Source organism: Paracidovorax sp. (assembly GCF_057642795.1).
In genome coordinates this window covers 20,845-42,929 of the sequence record NZ_JBXYZY010000027.1, presented here as the reverse complement: position 1 = coordinate 42,929, position 22,085 = coordinate 20,845, and the positions used below count along the sequence as shown (strand labels likewise).

The window sequence follows — 22,085 nt, the reverse complement described above, 5'->3', positions numbered from 1 at the left end:
GCCTCGTGCCGTCGAGCGACCCACGCAGCCTTTGATGCTGCGGCGCGGTCCCAGAACCGCTTCGGCGGTAACCGCTCTGAGCAGGCTCTGAAGGCCTGGTTTTTACGGTCAATTCGGTGCTTGGCCAGCGCCTCGACTCGGCGAGAATAGGGATATAGGAGTAAACCTTTGCGATCGTTCATTCGAAACTGTCCGGCAATCGGGTCTCGCAGAGGCTTGTTATCTCTGTGCTTGATGGCGCTCGTGTTTTTTGCCGGCACTGCCAAGGCCGAGACGTTGACTCTGGCCGTTGCTGATGTCCCTTATTCGGCCCCGGTGCTGGTCGCTGAGGCGGAGGGATATTTCGCAGCAGAAGGCCTATCGCTGAATATCAAGCACTACCCTGTGGGGCGCATCTGCCTGGAGCAGTTGTTGGCAGGCAAGGCGCATTTCGCAACGGTCGCCGACACACCCATTACGCTGGCAGCCTTCACGCGAAAAGACTTCAATATCCTTGCCACCACCACGGTCTCGGGGCGCGAGAACCAGATCGTCGCGCGGACTGACCGGGGCATCCAAGCTGCGGCGGATCTGGCTGGCAAGCGCCTGGGGGTTATACAAGGCACCAGCGGTCACTACTTTGCGGACACCTTTTTGTTGTTTCATGGCGTGAAGCTTGATTCCATCACTGAAAAGCCGTTGGACCCACGCGATCCCGTCGAGCCCTTGGTCCGAGGTGACGTCGATGCAGCCGCACTGTTTGGAACCCATGTGGCCGACGCTGTCAATCGGCTGGGGGCAAAGGGTCAGGTTCTGCCGGGACCTGCCTTTTTCAGCGTCACATTCAACATCGTGAGCAGGCGCGCCAGCGAAGGCGTCAGTGACGACGACGCGCTCAAGTTTTTGCGGGCTGTCCAACGCGCGAACGTGCTGCTTCGGCGGGAGCCAGACCGTGCGCGCGCCATCGTGGCAAGAGCTCTCAGGGTCTCAGAGCGTGATTTGTTGAAAACGTGGGACGGCTTCGAATTCCGTCTGCAGCTGTCGCAGTCGCTGGTCACCGGCCTTGAGGCGCAGGCCCGCTGGGCTGTGCGCAGGGGGATGGCACCGCCCGGGGAGTTGCCAGACTATCTGGAGCTCATGCGCACCGAACCGGTCAAGAAGGTTTACGCGCGATCTGTGCACATTATCAAGTGAGGCAGACATGCGCATTCGCCGACTGATGCTATGGAATATTGCCCTGGCTTTTGGGCTCGTGGCCGTACATCAGGTCGTGGTCCAGGCGTTGGAGGAGCAAACCGAGCAGGTCGATGAAGTGCAAGTGGCGGTCGGCAAAATCTCCCGCGATGCGGCTGGCTTGCTGGTGCTGACCCAGGATTTTTTGCTCAACGATAACCAGCGGGCGCGGCGCCAATGGCAAAAGGTGCATGCCGAACTGAACCGGACGCTGCTCGCCATTGCTGCATCGGACGCCCATCTGACGGGTGAGATTGACGACCTGGTCACGGTTTCAGAGCGCTTGCCGCCGCTATATGCCGCGTTGCAATCGGCGATGGACGCCGGTGGTGAAAAGGATCAGATGGTGCGTCGGCAAATGCTGGCAGACCATCTGGTGGCTGAAACGCGTCGCATCAGCGAGGGTGTCTTTGATATTGCCAATGATCTGATCGAAATTCGCACTCAGCACCAGCATCGCCTTCGCATGGCGACGCTTGTCGCGAATGTGGCGCTGATAGCACTCATTGCTGCACTTGTGATGCTTGTGCTCCAGCGCGTGCTGCGGCCGATGCGCAAGCTGCAGGAGGCCGCGCGCCTGGTCGGCGCAGGTGATCTGCATGCTCGCAGCGCCTATGTCGCGCCAGATGAGTTTGGAGCGCTCTCTCAAGGCTTCGACGCCATGGCCAGCGCCTTGGAGGAGCGCCAAGCTGCACTCGATGCAACGCGTCACGACTTGCGTACCGTGCTGGACGCTGTACCGTCAATGATCGGCTATTGGGATCGCGATCTCAACAACCGCGTAGCCAATCGCGCCTATCACAATTGGTTTGGAGTCGAGGCCGGCACCTTGCCTGGGCGCAATATGCTCGAACTCGTCGGCCCCCGAACCTTTGAATACAACCGCCCCCCACATCGATGCCGCGCTGCGCGGCGAGACGCAGACCTTCGAGTGCTCGGTACCGTGTCCCGATGGCCCAGGGCAACGCCACTTGCTAGCCCACTACATTCCCGATCGCCAGGGCAGCGACGTGGTGAAGGGGTTCTATGTTGTCGTTCACGACGTGACGGAACTGGAGGAGGGGCGGGAGCAACTGGCCGTGGCGTTGAGCGAGAACGAGGCCTTGCTTGCGGCGATACAGCAGTATTCGATTTTCTCGGAGATGGATTCCGAAGGCCGTTTTATCAACGTCAACGATAACGTGTGCCGACTCACTGGGTTTTCGAGTGAGGAACTCCTCGGGAAAACGTATGCGGTGCACCAAAGCCGAGTTGGCTCTGGCGACTTTCATAGCGAAATTTGGCCCAGCTTGCTCGCGGGCCGAGCCTGGCAGGGAGAGATCGGCGGAGTGGCAAAAAATGGCAGCGTATATTGGACTTACGCTGTGATGGTGCCGGTGAAGGCCTCAGACGGCTCCATTCGAAAGTACGTATCGATCCGTACCGATATCACTGAGCAAAAGCGACTGACGTTGGAAGTTCAGCGTAGCAAGGAACGATTCGAATTGGCGACCGGTGCCGCAGGGATCGGCGTGTGGGACTACGATGTTGTTGCGCGCACCCTGGTCTGGGATGACAGGATGTATGAGCTGTATGGTCGCAGTCGCTCGGGAGGTGTGGAGTCATACACCCTATGGAGCGAAAGTTTGCACCCCGAAGACCGAGGCAACAGCGAACAGGTGCTGCAGGATGCCATCGACGGGCATGTCAATTTCGAACTCCAGTTCCGCATCGTGCGGCCAGATGGCGGGGTGCGGCAAATCAAGGCCATGGCCCAGGTTTTGAGGGACGCTGATGACCGTCCGTTGCGGTTGGTAGGGGTCAACTTTGATCGGACCGAAAGGTTGCAAACCGAAGCGGCGTTGAGGGCGAATGAGCGCCTACTGGAGGGCGTTGGGCGCATGGCGCTGGTGGGAGGCTGGCGCGTAGATCTTCAGACGGATCAGATCTATTGGAATCGGCAAACTCGAGCGATCCACGAGGTGCCGCCCGACTTTGAACCGACGATGGAAACGGCCATCAACTTCTACGCGCCGGAAAGTCGCCCCGTTATCAGCGAAGCCGTGAACCGGGCGGTTGCCACTGCCAAGGGATGGGATTTAGAGCTTCGTTTGATCACCTATACAGGCCGGTCGATTTGGGTGCGTGCGATGGGCGAGGTCGAATTCGACGCAGACGGAAAGCCGATCCAGCTGGTGGGGGCCTTTCAGGACATCACTGAGCGCCGGCGCACAAACGATCTGTTACGCGCAGCAACTGCCGAAGCCGAGGCGGCCAATGCTGCAAAGAGCGCCTTCCTGGCCAATATGAGCCATGAAATCCGCACTCCGTTGAACGCCGTGATAGGTCTTTCGCACCTGCTGCAACGCACACCGCTGAGTGTCGAGCAGTCGCCTTACGTGCAAAACATCCTGCTTTCTGGCAAGACATTACTGGGCATCATCAACGACGTTCTGGATCTTTCGAAGATCGAAGCAGGCGAGATGCGTCTAGAGTGCATCCCCTTCAGCCTGCGTGACGTGAGCTCATCGCTGCAGGCGCTTTTTGGCCAGCAAGCGCTCGACAAGGGCCTGGCACTGGTCTTGTCGCCGGACGCTTCTCTGCCTGACGCTTTGCACGGCGACCCCACTCGGCTCCGGCAGATTCTTGTCAACTTGCTGAGCAATGCGATCAAGTTCACTGAGCACGGCACGGTCCGCCTCGACATCCATGCGAAGGCGACTCAACCTGGCCACTGTAGGCTGCGATTCGAGGTGAGTGATAGTGGCGTGGGTATATCTGCTGAAGCGCTAACCAAGCTCTTCGCACCCTTTGCTCAGGCTGATGTCTCCACCACGCGGCGCTTTGGCGGTACGGGTCTGGGGCTGTCTATATGCAAGCATCTCGCCGAACTCATGGGTGGCGAAATGGGCGTGCAGAGCGTGCTGGGCGAGGGCAGCTGCTTCTGGGTGGAGCTGCCCTTCGAGTTGGGTGAAGTTGCACATTTCGAGCGCAAATCTCAGGCTCATACCGATGGCCCTCGACTTTCGGGCGTCCGCGTGCTGCTGGTGGACGACAGCGATATCAACTTGCAGGTGGCCGGGAGGTTGCTGGAGCTCGAGGGCGCGGAGATACAACTCGCTCGAGATGGCGCCGAGGCGCTGAGGTGGGTGCAGCAGCGTGCTGATTTCGACATCGTGCTGATGGACGTGCAGATGCCGGAGATGGACGGCCTGGAAGCGACGCGGCGCATTCGCGCGTTGCCCGACCGTGCCGGCTTGCCTGTCGTAGCGCTGACCGCGGGCAATACCGATTCTGAACACCGCCGGGCGCGCGAAGCGGGGATGCAGGATGTTCTGGCCAAGCCGATTGACCCAGAGCTCCTCGTGCAGGGCGTGCGGCGGCTGTTGGGGCAAACGCCGCTGAGGGCTCTGGCGGCGCAAAAGCCTGCTGACGCCGAGGCATGGCCGCAAATCCAGGGTATCGACGGCGAAGACGCACGCAAGCGGTTGGCCGGCGACGTGAATCTCATGCGTAGCATGCTGAAACGCATGTTCGTGCAGTGCGAAGAATGCGTCGCCGCGCCAGCGGCTACTTCCGAGCAGCGCCAAGCGTTGGGGGCACTCACGCACAAGCTCAAGGGCAGTGCGGCCACGCTGGGCGCTACGGCAATTGCATCATTGGCCGCACAGATTGAACTGGCCTGTCAGCAAGACCAAGACCAGGTCGAAGTGATTGCTCCGCTGCTCGCTGGCATTGCCGAGGCCGCCGGAAACATGCAGGCCGCCTCGGCCGATTGGCTGCATGCGCAGCCCGCGCCAATAACGATGGGGGCTGAGGCACCACCACTCGATCCCCAGCGCTTTGGCCAGTTTGTGTCTGCGCTGAAGGACTCGGATCTGAGCGCATTGGAGTTGTTCGGGGCCTTGGCGCCTTCGCTGCGCCCCCTGTTCACCGCCACGGTATTTCAGCGCCTTGAAGAGCATCTGGATGGTCTTGAGTTCGATAAGGCCGCGGCGATTCTTAAAGACGGTCTGGGCGACATGTGGCCTGAGCCGCGGGCCGTACCGGGCTGAATTTTCTGAAGTCCTGTGGCCAGCAGGAGAATGGCTGAATCGCGCCGGATTCCGAACTGCTGCGCCAGCGGTTGAACGAAATCGCCCGGGCTTTCCAGGGCGCCCCAACTTCCTAAAGGGTGGCGTCATGAAGAACACGAACAGGTTCTCGCCGGACGTGCGTGCGTGCGTGCGAGTGCAGTGCTGAGAGTGCAGGATTCGTGCGGTGAGTACCTGCGGTGTGAGGCAGCCATCCAGTCTATTCGGCCAAGATCTGCAGCGTTTCGCAGACGCTTAACGGATCGGGCCGGTCAGCAACACGCCAGAGTCCGCGCCCCAAGGGCTGACGTCTGCATTGAATCGTCCACCTGCCGCAAGCGTGGGGAGCCTTGCATATCAACGGACGCAGCGCATCTGTTTTGTTGCGCGGGTGCTGTGTATGGCTTCTCATGGCGGCAGATGGAGCGGCTGCTGTATCCCTATTCATGGATGGGTTTCACCGCATGGAGCGTGGGGATCACGTTGAAAGCGACGCCCTCTCTACCGAATTTCTCCCTCTTTTTGCAGTCGGCTAATCAATGTCGAGCATTCCGCAATTCGGCCAGGCTTTTGACGCGAGCGTACGCGACAATTCTTCCTATAATTGGCGCCTCTTCCCACACCGCGTCACATATCACACCATGACCACCAGCTATAAAGAACTTCTCAAGCAGCGCGAAGCCTTGGAGCAGCAGATCAGCGAAGCCCGCCGCCGCGAATTGTCGGATGCAGTTGCGCAAGTGCGCAGCTTGGTCGCTGAATATGGCCTGACCGCTCAGGATGTTTTCCCCGCAGGTCGTTCGTCTTCGCGTGCTGCTTCCACGAGCGGCACGAAGGTGGCCCCCAAATACCGCAATCCCGCCACGGGACAGACCTGGACCGGTCGCGGCAAGGCTCCCAAGTGGATCCAGAACGAAAACCGCGAGCAATTCGCCATCTGATAGGCGGATGTTCGCCGATTCACCGGTGGTGCGGCGCGGCTTGAGGCCGTGCTCGCTGCATCAAGGTGAAGCTTAAAAGCCTGCCGGCAACGGCAGGCTTTTTTTATTGGTGTCCAGGAATTTCGCAAACTCGGCGGCGGGCCTTCTGAAGGATGGGTTCCTGGATTTTCCGGGGGCACAGGAGCCGCAAGGCGTCCGCTGACACCACCCTTTAGCATTCGGCGCGAGAATGTTCGCCTCACAGGTGCCAAAGGGCGTGTTCCGTGCTGCCCCTCTTTTCCGATCAATGCTATGTGAGTCGCTTGCCGAGGCTGACGCCATGGTTGCAGCAGGGCCATGCACTGCGAGCATGCGATCACGCTGTTCATCTGCGAGCATATTCATTGGCGAAGCTTGGAAGATACGCAGTAGTCGTTTGCCGATTTATGCGGTAGTCCAGCGATCAAAGTTCCGTAGTATCTATAAATAAAAGCTAAAAGCCCGATAGTTCAATTCTCGTCCCACAGGAGTTTTCATGTCCACCTCCCAAGCGCCCGCGCACGCTTTTTCATCCACGCTGAAGTCATTCACCACGGCTTCCGGAAAGAAAGGGCGGCTGTATTCGCTGCCCGCGCTGGCCAAGCAGTTTCCCTCCATACAGCGGTTGCCGGTCTCTCTGCGTATCGTGCTGGAGTCGGTATTGCGCAATTGCGACGGGCGCAAGGTCACGGCGGAGCATGTGGAGCAATTGGCGCGCTGGCAGCCCACGGCTGCGCGTGTCGATGAAATTCCGTTCGTCGTTTCGCGGGTGGTGCTGCAGGATTTCACCGGGGTGCCCCTGCTGGCGGATCTGGCAGCGATGCGCAGCGCGGCCCTGAAACTGGGAAAGAACCCCAAGAAGATCGAGCCGCTGGTGCCTGTCGATCTGGTGGTGGACCACTCCATCATGGTCGATTACTACGGCACCAAGAAGGCGCTTGACCTGAACATGAAGCTGGAATTCCAGCGCAACCGAGAGCGCTACGAATTCATGAAATGGGGCATGCAGGCTTTCGACACCTTCGGCGTCGTGCCTCCGGGATTCGGCATCGTCCACCAAGTGAATCTGGAGTATCTGGCGCGCGGCGTGCATCGCGCCAAGGGGGATGTGTATTACCCCGACACCCTGGTCGGCACCGACAGCCATACGACCATGATCAATGGCATCGGCGTGGTGGCCTGGGGCGTGGGCGGGATCGAGGCCGAGGCCGCCATGCTGGGCCAGCCGGTTTACTTCCTGACGCCCGATGTGGTGGGCTTCGAGTTGACGGGCCGGCTGCGCGAAGGCGTCACGGCGACCGACCTGGTGCTGACGGTGACCGAGATCCTGCGCCGCCACAAGGTGGTGGGCAAGTTCGTCGAATTCTTCGGAGAGGGCACACGCACGCTGTCGCTGCCCGACCGCGCCACCATCGGCAACATGGCGCCCGAATACGGCGCGACCATGGGCTTCTTTCCGGTCGATGAGAAAACCATCGAATATTTCAAGGGCACAGGCCGCACCAAGGGCGAGATCGAAGCCTTTGAGGCCTATTTCAAGGCGCAGGGGCTCTTCGGTGTGCCGGACGATGGCGCCATCGATTATTCGCAGGTGGTCCGCCTCAACCTCGGCGACGTGACGCCGAGCCTGGCGGGCCCCAAGCGTCCGCAGGACCGCATCGAGCTGGGCAAGGTGGCGCAGCAGTTCTCCGATCTCTTTTCCAAGCCGGCGGTCGAGAGCGGCTTCAACCGCCCCGCCGACCTGCTGACCACCCGCCACCCTGTGCGCCGTCCGGGTACACACAGCGATGCTGCAGCGCCCGCCGAAAAGCACGCGCCCGAAGGAGCCCCCCGCTTTATGGTGGAGATGGAGCAGAACAAGCCGCAGCTCGCTGTCGCCGCGAAGGATAGTGCCGCCACACAGGCGCCCGCCAAGGCCAAGGGCCCGGATCTGACCCTCGGCAATGGCGATGTACTGATTGCTGCCATCACCAGTTGCACCAACACCTCCAACCCCAGCGTGTTGCTGGCGGCCGGCCTGCTGGCCAAGAAGGCGGTCGAGGCGGGGCTGCAGGTGCAGCCGCACATCAAGACGTCGCTGGCGCCGGGCTCGCGCATCGTCACTGAGTACCTGACGCAGACCGGTCTGATGCCCTATCTTGAAAAGCTGGGCTTCGCTCTCGCCGGCTATGGCTGCACCACCTGCATCGGCAATGCGGGGGACCTGACGCCCGAACTCAACGAAGCCATCACGAGCAACGAGCTGGTATGCGCGGCCGTGCTGTCGGGCAACCGCAACTTCGAGGCGCGCATCCATCCCAACATCAAGGCCAACTTCCTGGCCAGCCCGCCGCTGGTGGTCGCCTACGCCATCGCCGGCACGGTGCTGCGCGACTTGATGACCGAACCCGTGGGCCGCGGCAAGGGTGGGCGCGACGTCTATCTGGGCGATATCTGGCCCAGCAGCGACGAGGTCAACGCTCTGATGAAGTACGCCATGAACGGCAAGGCCTTCAAGGAGAACTACGCCAAGGTGGCAACCGATCCGGGCGCGCTGTGGAACAAGATCAAGGGCGTGAAGGGGGACACCTACGTATGGCCTGCCAGCACCTACATCGCCGAGCCTCCTTTCTTCGAGAACTTTGCTATTGATATTGAAGCAAAGGGCGAAGATTCGGCGGTCGCTGAAGGGCGCAAAGGCTCTGAAGCTGTGCGCGGCGCGCGCATCATGGCGCTGTTTGGCGACTCCATCACGACCGACCACATCTCGCCGGCCGGCTCCATCAAGGAAAGTTCGCCCGCCGGCCAGTGGCTGCTGGCGCATGGCGTGATGAAGCAGGACTTCAACAGCTACGGCGCCCGTCGCGGCAACCACGACGTGATGATGCGCGGCACCTTCGCCAACGTGCGCATCAAGAACCTGATGCTCCCGCCGCTCGATAGCGGCTCGCGGGAAGAGGGCGGCGTCACGCTGTTCCAGAGCGAGGGCCCGATGCAGGGCAAGAAGCTGCCGATCTTCGACGCTGCGATGCAGTACATCGCGGATGGCACGCCCACCGTGATCTTCGCCGGCGAGGAATACGGCACCGGCTCCAGCCGGGACTGGGCGGCCAAGGGCACGCAGCTGCTGGGCATCAAAGCCGTGGTGGCGCGCAGCTTCGAGCGCATCCATCGTTCCAACCTCGTTGGCATGGGCGTGCTGCCGCTGCAGTTCCGGGGCGACGACTCCTGGGAGTCGCTGGGCCTGACGGGCGATGAGGTGATCGACGTTCTGCCTGACGCCGCGCTCGCTCCGCAGAGTGAGGCGCTCCTGGTGATCCATCGTGCGGATGGTTCGCACAAGGAGGTGTCCGTGACCTTGCGCATCGACACGCCCATCGAGGTGGATTACTACCGCGCCGGCGGCATCCTCCCTTACGTGCTGCGCCAGCTGTTGGCTTGAAGTCCGTTCTGCTGCCGGTCATGGACCGGCAGCAGGTGCGGACTTCTGGCGCGGCGGCCGTGGGCCGTCTTCCAACACCTGATCCGGCGCAATGGACAGGTGCGTCCGGGCGTCTATACACTCGCCGCGATACGAATCCCGTGGCCTGCGCGGCCTGCCCATGAATCCCAATCCCGTAACAGCCCCGGCCCGCCCTCAGAAGCTGCCCGACGAGCCCGCTCTGACCGTGCTACTCGTGGTGGGCGCGCTCGCGCTGCTGCTGGTGCCCGTTTCGCGCATGCTGGGCGCGGGCATGGTGGGCTCGTGGGGACTGGCGTCGCTGTTCGGCCTGGTCGTCGTCCTCCTGGGGCTTGTCGGCCTCGCTTTGTCCACGCATGCGCTCGCCCCCGAGCCGGACCATCGCCTCCACTGCCTGGTGGCGGGGCTCACGATGGCGTGTACCTGCGGCTTCATTCAGTCCGTGTTGCCCTTGCTGGAAAACGGGAGTGCTGCGGCGGTACTCGCGGCTTCGCCAGCCGTGTCGTTCTTCAATACCTGTGCGCGCGTGGCAGAGGCGTTGGCCTTTCTGACACTGGCCCTCGGCATTCGCTTTCCGGGGTCGCCGCGGCTCTGGATGGCCAGTTCCGGTGCCGTGTCGATCGGGTTGGTCTGGGTCGTTGCGGGCGGGCTGCCGGAGCGACTGTCCAACGCGTCGACGCGCCCCTGGGGGGCCGTGATCCTGGGCCTCAGCGTGGCCCTGCTGTCTGCCGCGGCGATTCTGCTGTGGCGCGGTGACACCAGGAGGCCGGTGCCTCGCAGTCCACTCCTGGCGGCCGCAGCGGCGATCCTGGCGGCTTCATCCGCCATGTCCCTCGCCGGGCGGCTGGGGCTGTCCGCAGGAGAGGTCGCCGCGCACATATTGAGGGTGCCGGCCTATGCGCTCGTCCTGCAGGTGCTGTTCATCTCCAGCATTCGCCGTCCCTATCTGCAGGCCCGCGAAGTGGAGGCGCGTCTGCGCGAAAGCGAAATGCGCCTGCAGTTGCTGGGCCGCAATCTCCCGGACAGCATCACCTACCAGATCGTGCGTGAGCACGATGGCCGGCGCCGGTTCGTCTATGTGGGGGAGGCCCTGGAGCGGCTGCTCGGCTTGCGAGTGCAGGACGCGGTGCGCGACTCCGCCGTGCTCTACGAGCGGATCCTGCCCGAGGACCGCGAGGACAATCTGCGCAAGGAAGAGGAGTCCGTCCGGCGCATGAGCGTGAGCGACAACGTGGTGCGCGTTCGGCGCACCGATGGCGAAGTGCGCTGGATCCGCATGAGCTCCTCGCCGCGTGAGTTGCCCGACGGGCGCGTCATCTGGGATGGCGTGGCGACGGACGTGACCGAGCAGCGCGAGGCGGAGCTGATGGTCCAGCGGCGCGACCTGCAGTTGGGCAGCCTGCTGCGCAGCCTGCCCGGCGGCGTTGCGCGCATTGGCCCCGACCGGCGGGTGCTGTACGTCAACCCGCTGCAGGCACGGTGGCTGCAGTCCGAGCCGGGTGCGATGGAAGGCCGGCCGTTCGCCGACTTCATGACGCCCGAAGCGATGAGTCGCCTCACCCCTCACCTGGACCGGGCCTTCGCCGGGCACGCGGCGGTGTTCGAAAACCGCGTCGACTACCCCGATGGACCGCAGTTCCGCCACACCACCCTCGCTCCTGAGGTCGACCCTGACGGTCGCGTGGTGGCGGTGGTGAGCTTCGCCTACGACCTGACTGCGCAGCGGCAGATGGCACATGAGCTCGACCAGCAGCGCAGCCGTCTGGCCGGCCTGGTGAACGCCATTCCAGACATGGTCTTTCTCAAGGACGCGCAGGGGCGCTACCTGTCGGCCAATCCCGCAGTCGAGCGCTTCCTCGGGCGCTCCGCGCGCGAGATCATGGGCAAGACGGACGACGCCTTCTGGTCCCCCGCCCAGGCCTTGCGAATGCACGAGCAGGATCAGCGCGCCATGGATGCCCCCACGCCGCTCGTCTTCGAGGAAGAGCTGATGCTGGACGAGGAAGGTGCGCCCGGCTCTTTCGAAACGCTCAAGACGGCCATCCGCGATGCCCACGGCAACGTCACCGGGGTGCTCGGGGTGCGGCGCGACATCACCGACCGCAAGAAAGCCAAGCAGGAGATCGAGCGGCTGGCCTTCTACGATGCGCTCACCGGCCTGCCCAATCGCCGCCTGCTGCTGGACCGCCTGCAGCGCGCCTGCGCGGCGAGCCAGCGCAGCGAGCACCTGGGGGCGCTGCTCTTCATCGACCTGGATAACTTCAAGGACCTGAACGACACCCTGGGCCACGACATGGGTGACCGCCTGCTTTCCCAGGTTGCCCAGCGGCTGGTCGCATCGGTTCGGGAAACGGACACCGTCTCGCGCTTCGGCGGCGATGAGTTCGTCGTGATGCTCGAAGACCTCGATGCCGTCGCCACCGTCGCTGCCGAGCAGGCTGAGTGCATCGCCGAGAACCTGTTGCAGCGGCTGAACGAGCCGTTCGAGCTGCGGGCGCAGCAGCACTACAGCACGCCCAGTATCGGCATCACGCTGTTTGGCGACCAGCGCCGCAGCGTGGACGAACTGCTCAAGCCCGCGGACCTGGCCATGTACCAGGCCAAGGCCGCAGGCCGCAACACGCAGCGCTTCTTTGATCCGCACATGCAGGCGCAGGTCAACGCCCGCTCGCATCTGGAGGCCGAACTGCGCCAGGGCCTCGTGCGCGGCGAGCTGCGCGTGCATTACCAGCCGGTGATGGACGAGCGCACGCGCATCTGCGGCGCCGAGGCGCTGGTGCGTTGGCCCCATCCACAGCGCGGCATGATCAGCCCCGCCGAGTTCATTCCCCTGGCCGAACAGACCGGCCTGATCCTGCCGCTGGGCCGCTTCGTGCTGCGCACGGCCTGCGAGCAGCTGGTGCGCTGGAGCCGCCGCGCCGACACGCGGCATCTGAGCGTGTCGGTGAATGTCAGCGCGCGGCAGTTCCGACAGCCCGGCTTCGTCTCCGAAGTGCTCGACGTGCTGCGTGACACGGGCGCGGAGCCGCGGCACCTGAAGCTCGAACTCACCGAGAGCATGCTGCTGGGCGACATCGAGGACACCATCGGCCGCATGACCCAACTGAAGAACGAAGGCGTGGGTTTCTCGCTCGACGACTTCGGCACCGGCTACTCTTCGCTCAGCTACCTCAAGCGGCTGCCGCTAGACCAGGTCAAGATCGACCAGAGCTTCGTGCGCGACGTGCTGACCGATCCCAATGATGCGGCCATCGTCCGCACCATCCTCGCGCTGGCTGACAGCCTGGACCTGGAAGTGGTGGCTGAGGGGGTCGAGACGACCGGGCAGCTGGCCTTCCTCAAGCTGCACGGCTGCAGTGGCTTCCAGGGCTATCTGTTCGGACGCCCCGACACGCCCGAGGCGCTGGAGGCCGCCATGGCGCGCGCTTTGCCTTGATGCCGCGAGGGCCGGCAGGCCCCGAAGGCGGGCGCGCTGCCGTGCCCTCCATTCCGCGCAGATTTGACGCAGGCCAGGGCGCCCCGCCACTGCGTGCCCGCACAATCGCCGGATGCAGAAACAGCGATTGGTGATTGCGGGCGGGGGCATTGGTGGTCTGGCGGCGGCCATTGGTGCGGCGCGCGCGGGTTGCGAGGTGCAGCTCTTCGAACGCGCACCGGCGTGGGCAGAGGTGGGGGCTGGCGTTCAGCTGGGGCCCAACGCCGTGCGCTGCCTGGACGACTGGGGCCTGCATGCGGCCTTGCGGGCCGTGGCGGCCTTTCCTGAGCGGCTGCAGGTGCGCAGCGCGCTTTCGGGCGCCGAGCTGGCAGCGATGCCGCTGGGCGAGGACATCGCCCAGCGCTACGGCGCCGCCTATGTCTCCATTCACCGGGCCGATCTGCACGGCCTGCTGCTAGGAGCAGCGCAGGCCGCTGGCGGCGCCAATGCGTTGAACCTGGGCGACGCGGTCATGCGCTACGGCGACGAAGGCAGCCGGGCCGTGGTACGCCTTGCCAGCGGGCGGGTGGCGGTGGGCGACGCGCTCATCGGTGCCGACGGCCTGCGCAGCCCCACGCGTGCCCGGCTGCTGGGCGAGGAGCCCACGCGCACTTCCGGCCACCTGGCCTACCGGGCCGTGGTGCCGCAGTCCGCCTTGCCCGCGGCGCTGCGCACCGCGCAGGTCACCGCCTGGCTGGGGCCACGGCTGCACGTGGTGCAGTACCCGGTGCGGCGGGGCGAACTGATGAACGTGGTCGCCATCCGCCACGGCCACCCACCGGACAACCTGGACAGCTGGGACCATGCCGCCAATGCGGCCGAACTCGAAGCTGCCCTGGCCGGCACCTGCGCCGCGCTGCAGGACCTGGTGTGCGCGGTGCCGCAGGCCGGCCCCGGCTGGCGCCTCTGGCCGCTGTCGGACCGCCGGCCCGTGCGCGGGCCGCATGAAATGGCCCGGGGCCGCGTCGCGCTGTTGGGCGATGCGGCCCATCCGATGCGCCCCTATCTGGCGCAGGGCGCCGGCATGGCCATCGAAGACGCCGTGGCGCTGCAGGGTGCGCTGGCGATGGGGGGCGACGTGCCCATGGCGGAGCGGTTGCAACGCTACGCCGGCCAGCGCTGGCAACGCGTGGCCCGCGTGCAGAGCCGCGCCGAGCGCAATGGCCGCATCTTCCACGCCACCGGCCCGGTGCGCTGGGCGCGCGATGCAACGCTGCGCCTGGGCGGGCAGCGGGTGCTGGATCTGCCGTGGCTCTACGGTGCGGGCGCACCCAGGGCGGCGACGCAGCCCTGCTGACGGCTCAGGCCATCGCCATCGCCTGGGCCAGACCTGCCCAAATCCGCGCGCGGTAGCCCCGGCGGGCGCGGGCGGCAGCGCTACGCTCCAGGGCATGTCGTCACTGCTCCTGTCCCTTTCCTGGATCTGGATTCCCATCACCGTCTGGGCCGCCTTGGCGCAGACGGTGCGCAATGCCGCGCAGCGCACGCTGACGGCCGAGATCGGCACGCTCCCCGCCACCCTGGTGCGCTTTCTCTACGGGCTGCCGCTGGCAGCGGCCTGGGTGCTGGGCACCTGCGTGCTGGGCGAGCGGCCGGGGCTGGTGCCGGTGTTCAGCGCCAGCTATGCGGCCTGGCTGGCGCTGGGGGCGGTCATGCAGGTGGCGGCCACCGCCTTCGTGCTGCTGGCGATGCAGGAGCGCAACTTCATCCTGGCGGTGGCGTATTCCAAGACCGAGCTGCTGCAGGTGGCGCTGGTGTCCGCCGTGCTGCTGGGGGAATGGCCCGGGCCCATGGCGCTCGCCGCCATGGCGGCGGCCATGGTGGGCGTGATGCTGCTGTCGGTGCCGCGCGGCGGCCTGCGGCTGCTGTGGGCCGGTGGCAGCGCGGGGCAGGGGCGGTTGGTCGCTTACGGGCTGGCTTCGGGGGCGTGCTTTGCCACGGCCAGCGTGGGTTTTCGCGGCGCGTCGCTGGCGTTGGGCGAGGGCGTGGCGCCCTGGGTGGCGGGAGGCTGGGGCGTGCTCTGGGCGCAGCTGCTGCAGACGGTGCTTTTGGGCGGCTGGCTGCTGGTGCGCCAGCCCGGCCTGGTGCGTGCCCTGGGCCGGGCGTGGAAGCTGTCGATGGTGGCCGGCTCCATGGGCGCGCTGGCATCGATCGCCTGGTTCACGGCGTATGCGCTGCAGCCGGTGGCCCAGGTCCGCACGCTGGGGCTGGTGGAGGTGCTCTTCAGCTATGCGGTGTCGCGCCGCGTATTCCGCGAGCGCCTGACGCGGCTGGAAACGGCCGGCCTGTCGCTGGTATTTGCGGGGCTGGTGGGAATCTGCCTGGCGCTGGGTCCGCCCGCCCGGTAAAGCCGGCGCGTTTGCCGCCCGCCGAAAATGTGAGATATATGGATTTCGCGTAAATTCCGGTAACCGACCGGCATCCGCATGGCGCCCGCACCGTGCGAGCTGCCGGTTACATGCCCCACCGCACCCGCTGCCCCACATGTCTGCCTTTTCACTGCACTCCCCTTTTTCCGCATTGGTGTTGGGCGCCGTCCTGGCCCTGGCGCTGCCAGCCCACGCCGACACCGGCAAGCTGCTGCTGACCGGCGGCGTCAGCACCGTGAGCGGCCCGGCGGGCGGCGGCATCACGCCCTGGGCGGTGATCGGCACCAACGCCACCGAGGGCGAGGTGGGCGTATCGGCCTATGCGACCCGCGTGGGCACGCTGGACTACGACTTGAAGAGCTACGGCGTGGCCGTGGGCGTGCACGATCGGGTGGAGATCTCGGTGGCGCGGCAGGACTTCGACGCCAGCCCCGCCGTGGCGCTCAACGGCATCGCGCCCTTCGGTGTGGAGCCGAACGCGCACCTGAAGATGGACATCATCGGCGTCAAGGTCAAGCTGCTGGGCGATGCCATCCTGGACGCGCAGAACCTGATCCCGCAGATCGCCGTGGGCATCGAGCACAAGCGCCTCAACGCCGGCTCGCTGGGCAGCGTGCTGGACTTCCTGGGCACCGACCGCAGCGGCACCGACTTCTACCTGAGCGCCACCAAGCTGCTGCTCGACAAGAGCCTGCTTCTGAGCGGCACGCTGCGCTACACCCGCGCCAACCAGAACGGCCTGCTGGGTTTCGGCGCGGCCGCGCCGGGGCGCGATGGCTACCGGCTGCAGCCCGAGATCTCGGTGGCCTACCTGCTGCGCCGCGACCTGGCCATCGGCGCCGAATACCGCTTCAAGCCCGACAACCTGCGCGCGCTGGGCCAGGCGGCGGGCCTGGGCGACGCGCTGCGCGAGGACGACTGGAAGGACGTTTTCGTCGCCTGGGCGCCCAGCAAGAATCTCTCGTTCACGCTCGCCTACGTCGATCTGGGCCGCATCGTGCCCGGCATCACCCGCGACCGGCGCCAGACCGGCTGGTACATCTCCGCCCAGGGGGGCTTCTGATGAGGGCCGCGCAGTCCATGCCGTCGCTTTCTCGGCCTTCCCGTTCTTCCCTGCTGCGAGTCGCCATGCCCACGTTCTTCGCCTTTCTGCCCGCCACCCTGGTGTCCGCCGCGCTGATGGCGGCGAGCGCCACCGCCGCTGCGCAGACGGCACCTGATCCGGTCCCGGCGGCGAGCGCCTCAGCGGCCGACGCCCCTGCGCTGGTGCCCATCCCCGGCGGGCCGGAGGCGGCCGGCGTGCGCGGCCCCGCGCCCGAAGGGCTCTACCAGGCACTGGGCGAAAAAGCCGGCATCGCCGCGCTGATGGGCGACATGGTGGACAGGGCCCTCAAGGACCCGCGCATCGGCCCCATGTTCGAGAACTCCTTCAAGCAGATGCGGCCCCAGGCGCTCAAGGACAGCCTCGCCGCGCAGATCTGCGTGCTGACCGGCGGCCCCTGCGAATACGACGGCACGGACATGAAATACGCCCACGCCCAGCTCAAGATCGACAAGGCCCAGTTCAACGCCCTGGTCGAGGTGCTGCAGGACGCCATGGACGCCCGCTCCATTCCCTTCGCCCAGCAGAACCGCCTGCTGGCACTGCTGGCGCCCATGCACCGCGACATCATCACGGTGCGCTGATTGCTCTCTTTTCGATAGCTGGGTGCGCCGGTCCCGAGCGCGCCAGCGGCTGGTTAGGCCCTGGCTTTTGTCAAGCTCCGCGCCGGCGCCGGCAGGCGCCCCGCACCGCCCGCACAATGGCGGGGTGAGCACCGCGCAACCGTCCTCCAACCCCGCTGTTTCGACTGAACCTGCTACAGCAGCAGCTGCTGCCACAGCACCGATGCGCCGCATCGCGCATCTGGACATGGACGCGTTCTATGCCTCGGTCGAGCTGCTGCGCTACCCGCAGCTCAAGGGCCTTCCGGTGGTGATCGGCGGAGGCGGGCGCGAGGCGCACGACGCGCTGCTGGCGCAGTTCGGCGGCGATCGCGCCGCGGTGCCGGTGGACGCCTTTCCGCGCCTGGGCGAGTACGTGGGGCGGGGCGTCATCACCACGGCCACCTACCCGGCGCGGCATTTCGGCGTGGGATCGGCCATGGGCATGATGAAGGCGGCGCGGCTCTGCCCGCAGGCGCTGCTGCTGCCGGTGGACTTCGCCGAATACCGGCGCTTCTCGCGCCGCTTCAAGGACATCATCCTGTCCATCGCCCCGCTGATGGAAGACCGCGGCGTCGATGAGGTGTACATCGACTTCACCCACGTGCCCGGCGGTCAGCGCCAGGGCGGGCGCACGCTCGCGCGGCTCATCCAGAAAAGCATCCTCGACGACACCGGCCTGACCTGCTCGATCGGCGTGGCGCCCAACAAGCTCATCGCCAAGATGGCGAGCGAATTCAACAAGCCCCATGGCATCTCCATCGTGCACGAGGGCGATCTGCAGAGCGTGATCTGGCCGCTGGCCTGCCGCAAGATCAACGGCGTGGGTCCCAAGGCCGACGCCAAGCTGCAGGCGCTGGGCATCGAAACCATCGGCCAGCTCGCGGCCGCGCCGCGCGAGCGGCTGGTGCAGCATTTCGGCCGATCGACCGGCGCCTGGCTGCACGAGGCCGCCTGGGGCCGCGACGACCGTCCCGTGGTGACCGAAAGCGAACCCGTTTCCATGAGCCGCGAGACCACCTTCGACCGCGATCTGCACGCCGTGCGCGACCGTGCTGAGCTGGGCCGCATCTTCACCGACCTGTGCGTGCGCGTGGCCGAAGACCTGCAGCGCAAGGGCTATGCGGGCAAGACCATCGGCATCAAGCTGCGCTTTGACGACTTCAAGATCGCCACGCGCGACCAGACCATCGACGCCTACACGCAGGACCCCGCCGTCATCCGCCGCGCCGCGGGCCAGTGCCTCAAGCGCGTGCCACTGGACCGGCGGCTGCGCCTGCTGGGCGTGCGGGTGGGCAATCTGCTGCCCGAAGAGGCGGCCGCGCAGGCGGCTGCGGCCCAGGGCGCGGGCGGCGGCGCGCAGCTGCCGGGCGGCATCGGCACCAATGCCGTTCTGTTCTGAACGGAGCTGAGCTGAGCTGAGCGGCTTACTGCCGTGCCGTGCGCACGTTGGCCGGCAGCGCCTGGGGATGGCTGGTGCGCAGCGGGTTGATGTCCAGCCCGCCCCGGCGCGTGTAGCGCGCATACACGGCCAGCTTGATCGGGCGGCAGCGGGTCCACACGTCCATGAAGATGCGCTCCACGCACTGCTCGTGGAATTCGTTGTGGTTGCGGAAGCTCACCAGGTACTGCAGCAGCCCGGCCTGGTCGATCTGCGGGCCGCTGTAGCGGATCTGCACGCTGCCCCAGTCGGGCTGGCCGGTGACCAGGCAGTTGCTCTTGAGCAGGTGGCTGACCAGCGTTTCGGTGACGGGCGCTTCGCCGTGCGCGGCCGTCAGCAGCTCGGGTGCGGGCGTGTAGCGCGTGCATTCGATGTCCAGCCGGTCCAGCAGCAGGCCGTCCAGCTCGTGCACGGGCTCGCGGTCGAACAGCTCGGGCAGCAGCAGCTTCACGCCCACGGTGGCGGGGCTTGCGGCGCCGCGCCAGGCGGCTTCGCTCAGGTCGGCGCGCAGGCGGGCCTGCACCTCGGCGGCATCGGCGAAGCGGCTGTTGTTGAAGCTGTTCAGGTAGAGCTTGAACGACTTGCTCTCGATGATGTTGGGCGTCTCGCAGGGAATGGTCACGTGCGCCAGCGCCACCTGCGGCTTGCCGCGCGCGTTCAGCCACGAGAGCTCGAAGGCCGTCCACAGGTCGGCGCCGAAGAAAGGCATGGCGGCCGCGCCGTCCAGGCCGATCTCGGCCCGCTTGGGCGCGCGCGGGATGGGGAACAGCAGCGAGGGGTCGTACTGATCGACATAGGCCGAGGTCTTGCCCAGCTGCGATTGTTCGGGGGTGTTGTCGTTGTGTTGGCTCATGGCGTCGGTCCCTTCAGGTGCGTTCCAGCTCTTCCAGCAATTCGGCCTCGCGTGCATGGGCCAGCGCCTGCAGCACGTCGCCCAGGTCGCCTTCCATCACGGCCAGCAGCTTGTAGAGCGTGAGGTTGATGCGGTGGTCGGTCAGCCGCCCCTGCGGGAAGTTGTAGGTGCGGATGCGGTCGCTGCGGTCGCCCGAGCCGATCAGGCCCTTGCGCAGCGCGGCCTCCTTGGCGGCGCGCTCGCTGCGCTCCTTTTCCTGGATGCGCGCCTGCAGCACCTGCAGCGCCTTGGCCTTGTTGCTGTGCTGGCTGCGCCCGTCCTGGCATTCGGCCACGATGCCGGTGGGCAGGTGGACCACGCGCACGGCCGAGTCGGTCTTGTTGATGTGCTGGCCACCCGCGCCGCTGGCGCGGAAGGTGTCGATGCGCAGGTCGGCCGGGTTCAGCGTGATGGCCTGGTGCTCGTCGGGCTCGGGCATCACGGCCACGGTGCAGGCGCTGGTGTGGATGCGGCCCTGCGTTTCGGTGGCGGGCACGCGCTGCACGCGGTGGCCGCCGGATTCGAAGCGCAGCGCGCCGTAGGCACCGGACCCGGAGGGGCCGTCACCAGCCCCGGCCTCCACGCGCAGCACCACTTCCTTGTAGCCGCCGATCTCGTTTTCGTTGGCGCTCATGATCTCGATCTTCCAGCCCTGGGTGGCGGCGTAGCGCGTGTACATGCGTGCCAGGTCGGCCGCGAACAGGGCCGATTCGTCGCCGCCCGTGCCGGCGCGGATTTCGAGGAAGGCGTTGCGCGCGTCGTCGGGGTCCTTGGGCAGCAGCAGGCGCTGCAGCTCGTCTTCGAGCTGCACCAGCTCGGCCTCGGCGGTGGTGACTTCTTCCTGCGCCATCTCGGCCATGTCGGGGTCGGCCAGCATCTCGCGGGCGCCGGCCAGATCGGCCTCCCGCTGGCGGTAGCGGGCGTAGCGGCCGGCGATCTGCGTCACCTCGGCATGCTCGCGCGAGATGGTGCGGTACTGCGCCATGTCGCTCATGATGTCTTCGCGCGAGAGCAGGAAGTCGAGTTCTTCGAGGCGCTGGGCATAGCGCTCCAGCTGGCTTCTGAGGAAGGGTTTCATCGGACGTGGAAGGAAGAAGGGGTTTGCTACGTATTTCGTAGCGGGTGGCGCTTTTGCAGCAAGCGCCAGAGGCCGATTCGGCTTGGAAAAATCCTGCAGCGCCGGCAGGCGCGTGCTGCGCTGCGGGCCGCGGCGAGAGAGCGCCGCTACAGGCTGCTCTTGGTCTGCGAGCGCAGGAAGAGGCGCGAGACGGTCTGCGCCGTCTGGGCGCGCGCTTCGGCATCGCCCGCGCGCAGCTCGGCCATGGTGCCGTGCAGCATCTTCTGCGTGAGGCCGCGCGAGAGCGCCTCCAGCACCGCGTCCAGGTCTTCGCCCTTGGCCAGCAGCTTCTTGGCGCGGGCGATCTCGGCGGCGCGCCACTCGTCGGCCTGGGCGTTGAGCTGCTGGATCAGCGGCACCACGGCGGCGCCGGAGGCCGCGCCCGCTGCGGGGCTGCGCAGGTCCATCCAGTGCATGAAGCTCTGCACGCCCGCGTCGATGATGGCCTCGGCCTGCGCCACGGCGGCCTGGCGGCTAGCCTGGGCGGTCTGCACCACGGTGGCCAGGTCGTCCACCGTGTAGAGGTAGATGTCCTGCAGCGCCTTCACCTCGGGCTCGATGTCGCGCGGCACGGCCAGATCGACCATGAACATGGGGCGGTGGCGGCGTTTCTTCAGCGCCCGCTCCACGGCGCCCAGGCCGATGATGGGCAGGCTGCTGGCCGTGCAGCTGATGACGGCATCGAATTCGTGCAGCCGCTCGGGCAGGTCGGCCAGGCGCATCACCTCGCCGCCGAAACGGGTGGCGAGCTTCTCGCCGCGCTCCAGCGTGCGGTTGGCGATGGCGATGGCCTTGGGGTTGCGCGCCGCGAAGTGGGTGGCCGCCAGTTCGATCATCTCGCCCGCGCCCACGAAGAGCACTTTGATGTCCGAGAGGTCTTCGAACAGCTGGCTGGCCAGCCGCACGGCCGCGGCCGCCATGCTGATGCTGTGCGCGCCGATCTCGGTGCTGGTGCGCACTTCCTTCGCCACGGCGAAGCTGCGCTGGAACAGCTGATTGAGCGTGGTGCCGAGGGCGCCGGCGGTTTCGGCGGCGCGCACCGCATCCTTCATCTGGCCGAGGATCTGTGCCTCGCCCAGCACCATCGAATCGAGACCGCTGGCCACTCGGAAGGCATGGCGCGCGACGAGACCGTCTTCGAGCGTGTAGGAGTGCGAGCGCAGCAGCGCAGGGCTCACGCCGCCGCTCTCGGCCAGCCAGCCCAGCGTGTGATCCACGGCCGCTTGCTGGCCGGCGCAGTAGATTTCGGTCCGATTGCAGGTGGAGATGATGGCCGTCTCGATCTGCGGATGCCGCTGCGAGCCGCCCAGCGACTGGCGCAGCCCTTGCAGCGTGGGCGCTATCTGATCGAGCGCGAACGCAAAACGACCGCGCAGATCGAGCGGCGCGGTCGTGTGGTTGATGCCCAGTGCCCAGACTGCCATA

The 22,085-nt window shown here is 66.0% G+C and carries 14 protein-coding genes; 11 read left to right on the top strand and 3 right to left on the bottom strand.

What is annotated here, in order from left to right; all coding sequences use genetic code 11:
* Positions 1–234: 234 nt before the first annotated feature.
* The 11 genes from AC3A84_RS09555 (at position 235) to dinB (ending at position 18,612) form a co-directional block, all read left to right on the top strand.
* Positions 235–1,173: an ABC transporter substrate-binding protein gene (locus tag AC3A84_RS09555; protein ID WP_487969408.1), complete on the top strand. Its 939-nt coding sequence runs from the start codon at positions 235–237 to the stop codon at positions 1,171–1,173.
* A 7-nt stretch (positions 1,174–1,180) separates the two neighbouring features.
* A complete protein-coding gene (locus AC3A84_RS09550) occupies positions 1,181–2,392 on the top strand; it encodes a HAMP domain-containing protein (protein ID WP_487969406.1) in 1,212 nt (403 codons plus the stop codon).
* A complete protein-coding gene (locus AC3A84_RS09545) occupies positions 2,355–5,246 on the top strand; it encodes a PAS domain-containing protein (protein WP_487969695.1) in 2,892 nt (963 codons plus the stop codon). Before AC3A84_RS09550 ends, AC3A84_RS09545 begins: the two co-directional genes overlap by 38 nt.
* Positions 5,247–5,905: 659 nt before the next feature.
* Positions 5,906–6,205: an H-NS histone family protein gene (locus AC3A84_RS09540; protein ID WP_487969404.1), complete on the top strand. Its 300-nt coding sequence runs from the start codon at positions 5,906–5,908 to the stop codon at positions 6,203–6,205.
* A 514-nt stretch (positions 6,206–6,719) separates the two neighbouring features.
* Positions 6,720–9,644: an aconitate hydratase gene (locus AC3A84_RS09535; RefSeq protein WP_487969402.1), complete on the top strand. Its 2,925-nt coding sequence runs from the start codon at positions 6,720–6,722 to the stop codon at positions 9,642–9,644.
* Positions 9,645–9,804: 160 nt separating this feature from the next.
* Complete coding sequence (locus AC3A84_RS09530; RefSeq protein ID WP_487969400.1) at positions 9,805–13,098, top strand: sensor domain-containing protein; 3,294 nt, start codon at positions 9,805–9,807, stop codon at positions 13,096–13,098.
* A 112-nt stretch (positions 13,099–13,210) separates the two neighbouring features.
* Complete coding sequence (locus tag AC3A84_RS09525) at positions 13,211–14,434, top strand: FAD-dependent monooxygenase (RefSeq protein ID WP_487969398.1); 1,224 nt, start codon at positions 13,211–13,213, stop codon at positions 14,432–14,434.
* A 94-nt stretch (positions 14,435–14,528) separates the two neighbouring features.
* Positions 14,529–15,485, top strand: a complete 957-nt coding sequence (locus AC3A84_RS09520; RefSeq protein WP_487969397.1) for an EamA/RhaT family transporter — start codon at positions 14,529–14,531, stop codon at positions 15,483–15,485.
* 136 nt (positions 15,486–15,621) lie between these two features.
* Positions 15,622–16,569 carry a DUF3034 family protein gene (locus AC3A84_RS09515; protein WP_487969396.1) on the top strand — a complete coding sequence of 316 codons (948 nt, stop codon included), beginning with the start codon at positions 15,622–15,624 and terminating at the stop codon, positions 16,567–16,569.
* 65 nt (positions 16,570–16,634) lie between these two features.
* Positions 16,635–17,192 (top strand): group I truncated hemoglobin, encoded by a 558-nt coding sequence (locus AC3A84_RS09510; protein ID WP_487969394.1) that lies wholly within the window; start codon positions 16,635–16,637, stop codon positions 17,190–17,192.
* Positions 17,193–17,394: 202 nt separating this feature from the next.
* On the top strand, positions 17,395–18,612 hold the full coding sequence (gene dinB / locus AC3A84_RS09505; RefSeq protein WP_487969392.1) for a DNA polymerase IV: 1,218 nt from the start codon (positions 17,395–17,397) through the stop codon (positions 18,610–18,612).
* A gap of 25 nt (positions 18,613–18,637) precedes the next feature.
* Here the strand turns inward: dinB and queF are convergent, their stop codons facing one another.
* From queF to hemA, 3 genes are all read right to left on the bottom strand, one after another.
* Positions 18,638–19,504 carry an NADPH-dependent 7-cyano-7-deazaguanine reductase QueF gene (gene queF, locus AC3A84_RS09500; RefSeq protein WP_288510085.1) on the bottom strand — a complete coding sequence of 289 codons (867 nt, stop codon included), beginning with the start codon at positions 19,502–19,504 and terminating at the stop codon, positions 18,638–18,640.
* Positions 19,505–19,517: 13 nt separating this feature from the next.
* Positions 19,518–20,621 carry a peptide chain release factor 1 gene (prfA, locus tag AC3A84_RS09495; protein ID WP_092939103.1) on the bottom strand — a complete coding sequence of 368 codons (1,104 nt, stop codon included), beginning with the start codon at positions 20,619–20,621 and terminating at the stop codon, positions 19,518–19,520.
* Positions 20,622–20,767: 146 nt separating this feature from the next.
* On the bottom strand, positions 20,768–22,084 hold the full coding sequence (hemA, locus tag AC3A84_RS09490) for a glutamyl-tRNA reductase (protein ID WP_487969389.1): 1,317 nt from the start codon (positions 22,082–22,084) through the stop codon (positions 20,768–20,770).
* Position 22,085 lies beyond the last annotated feature (1 nt).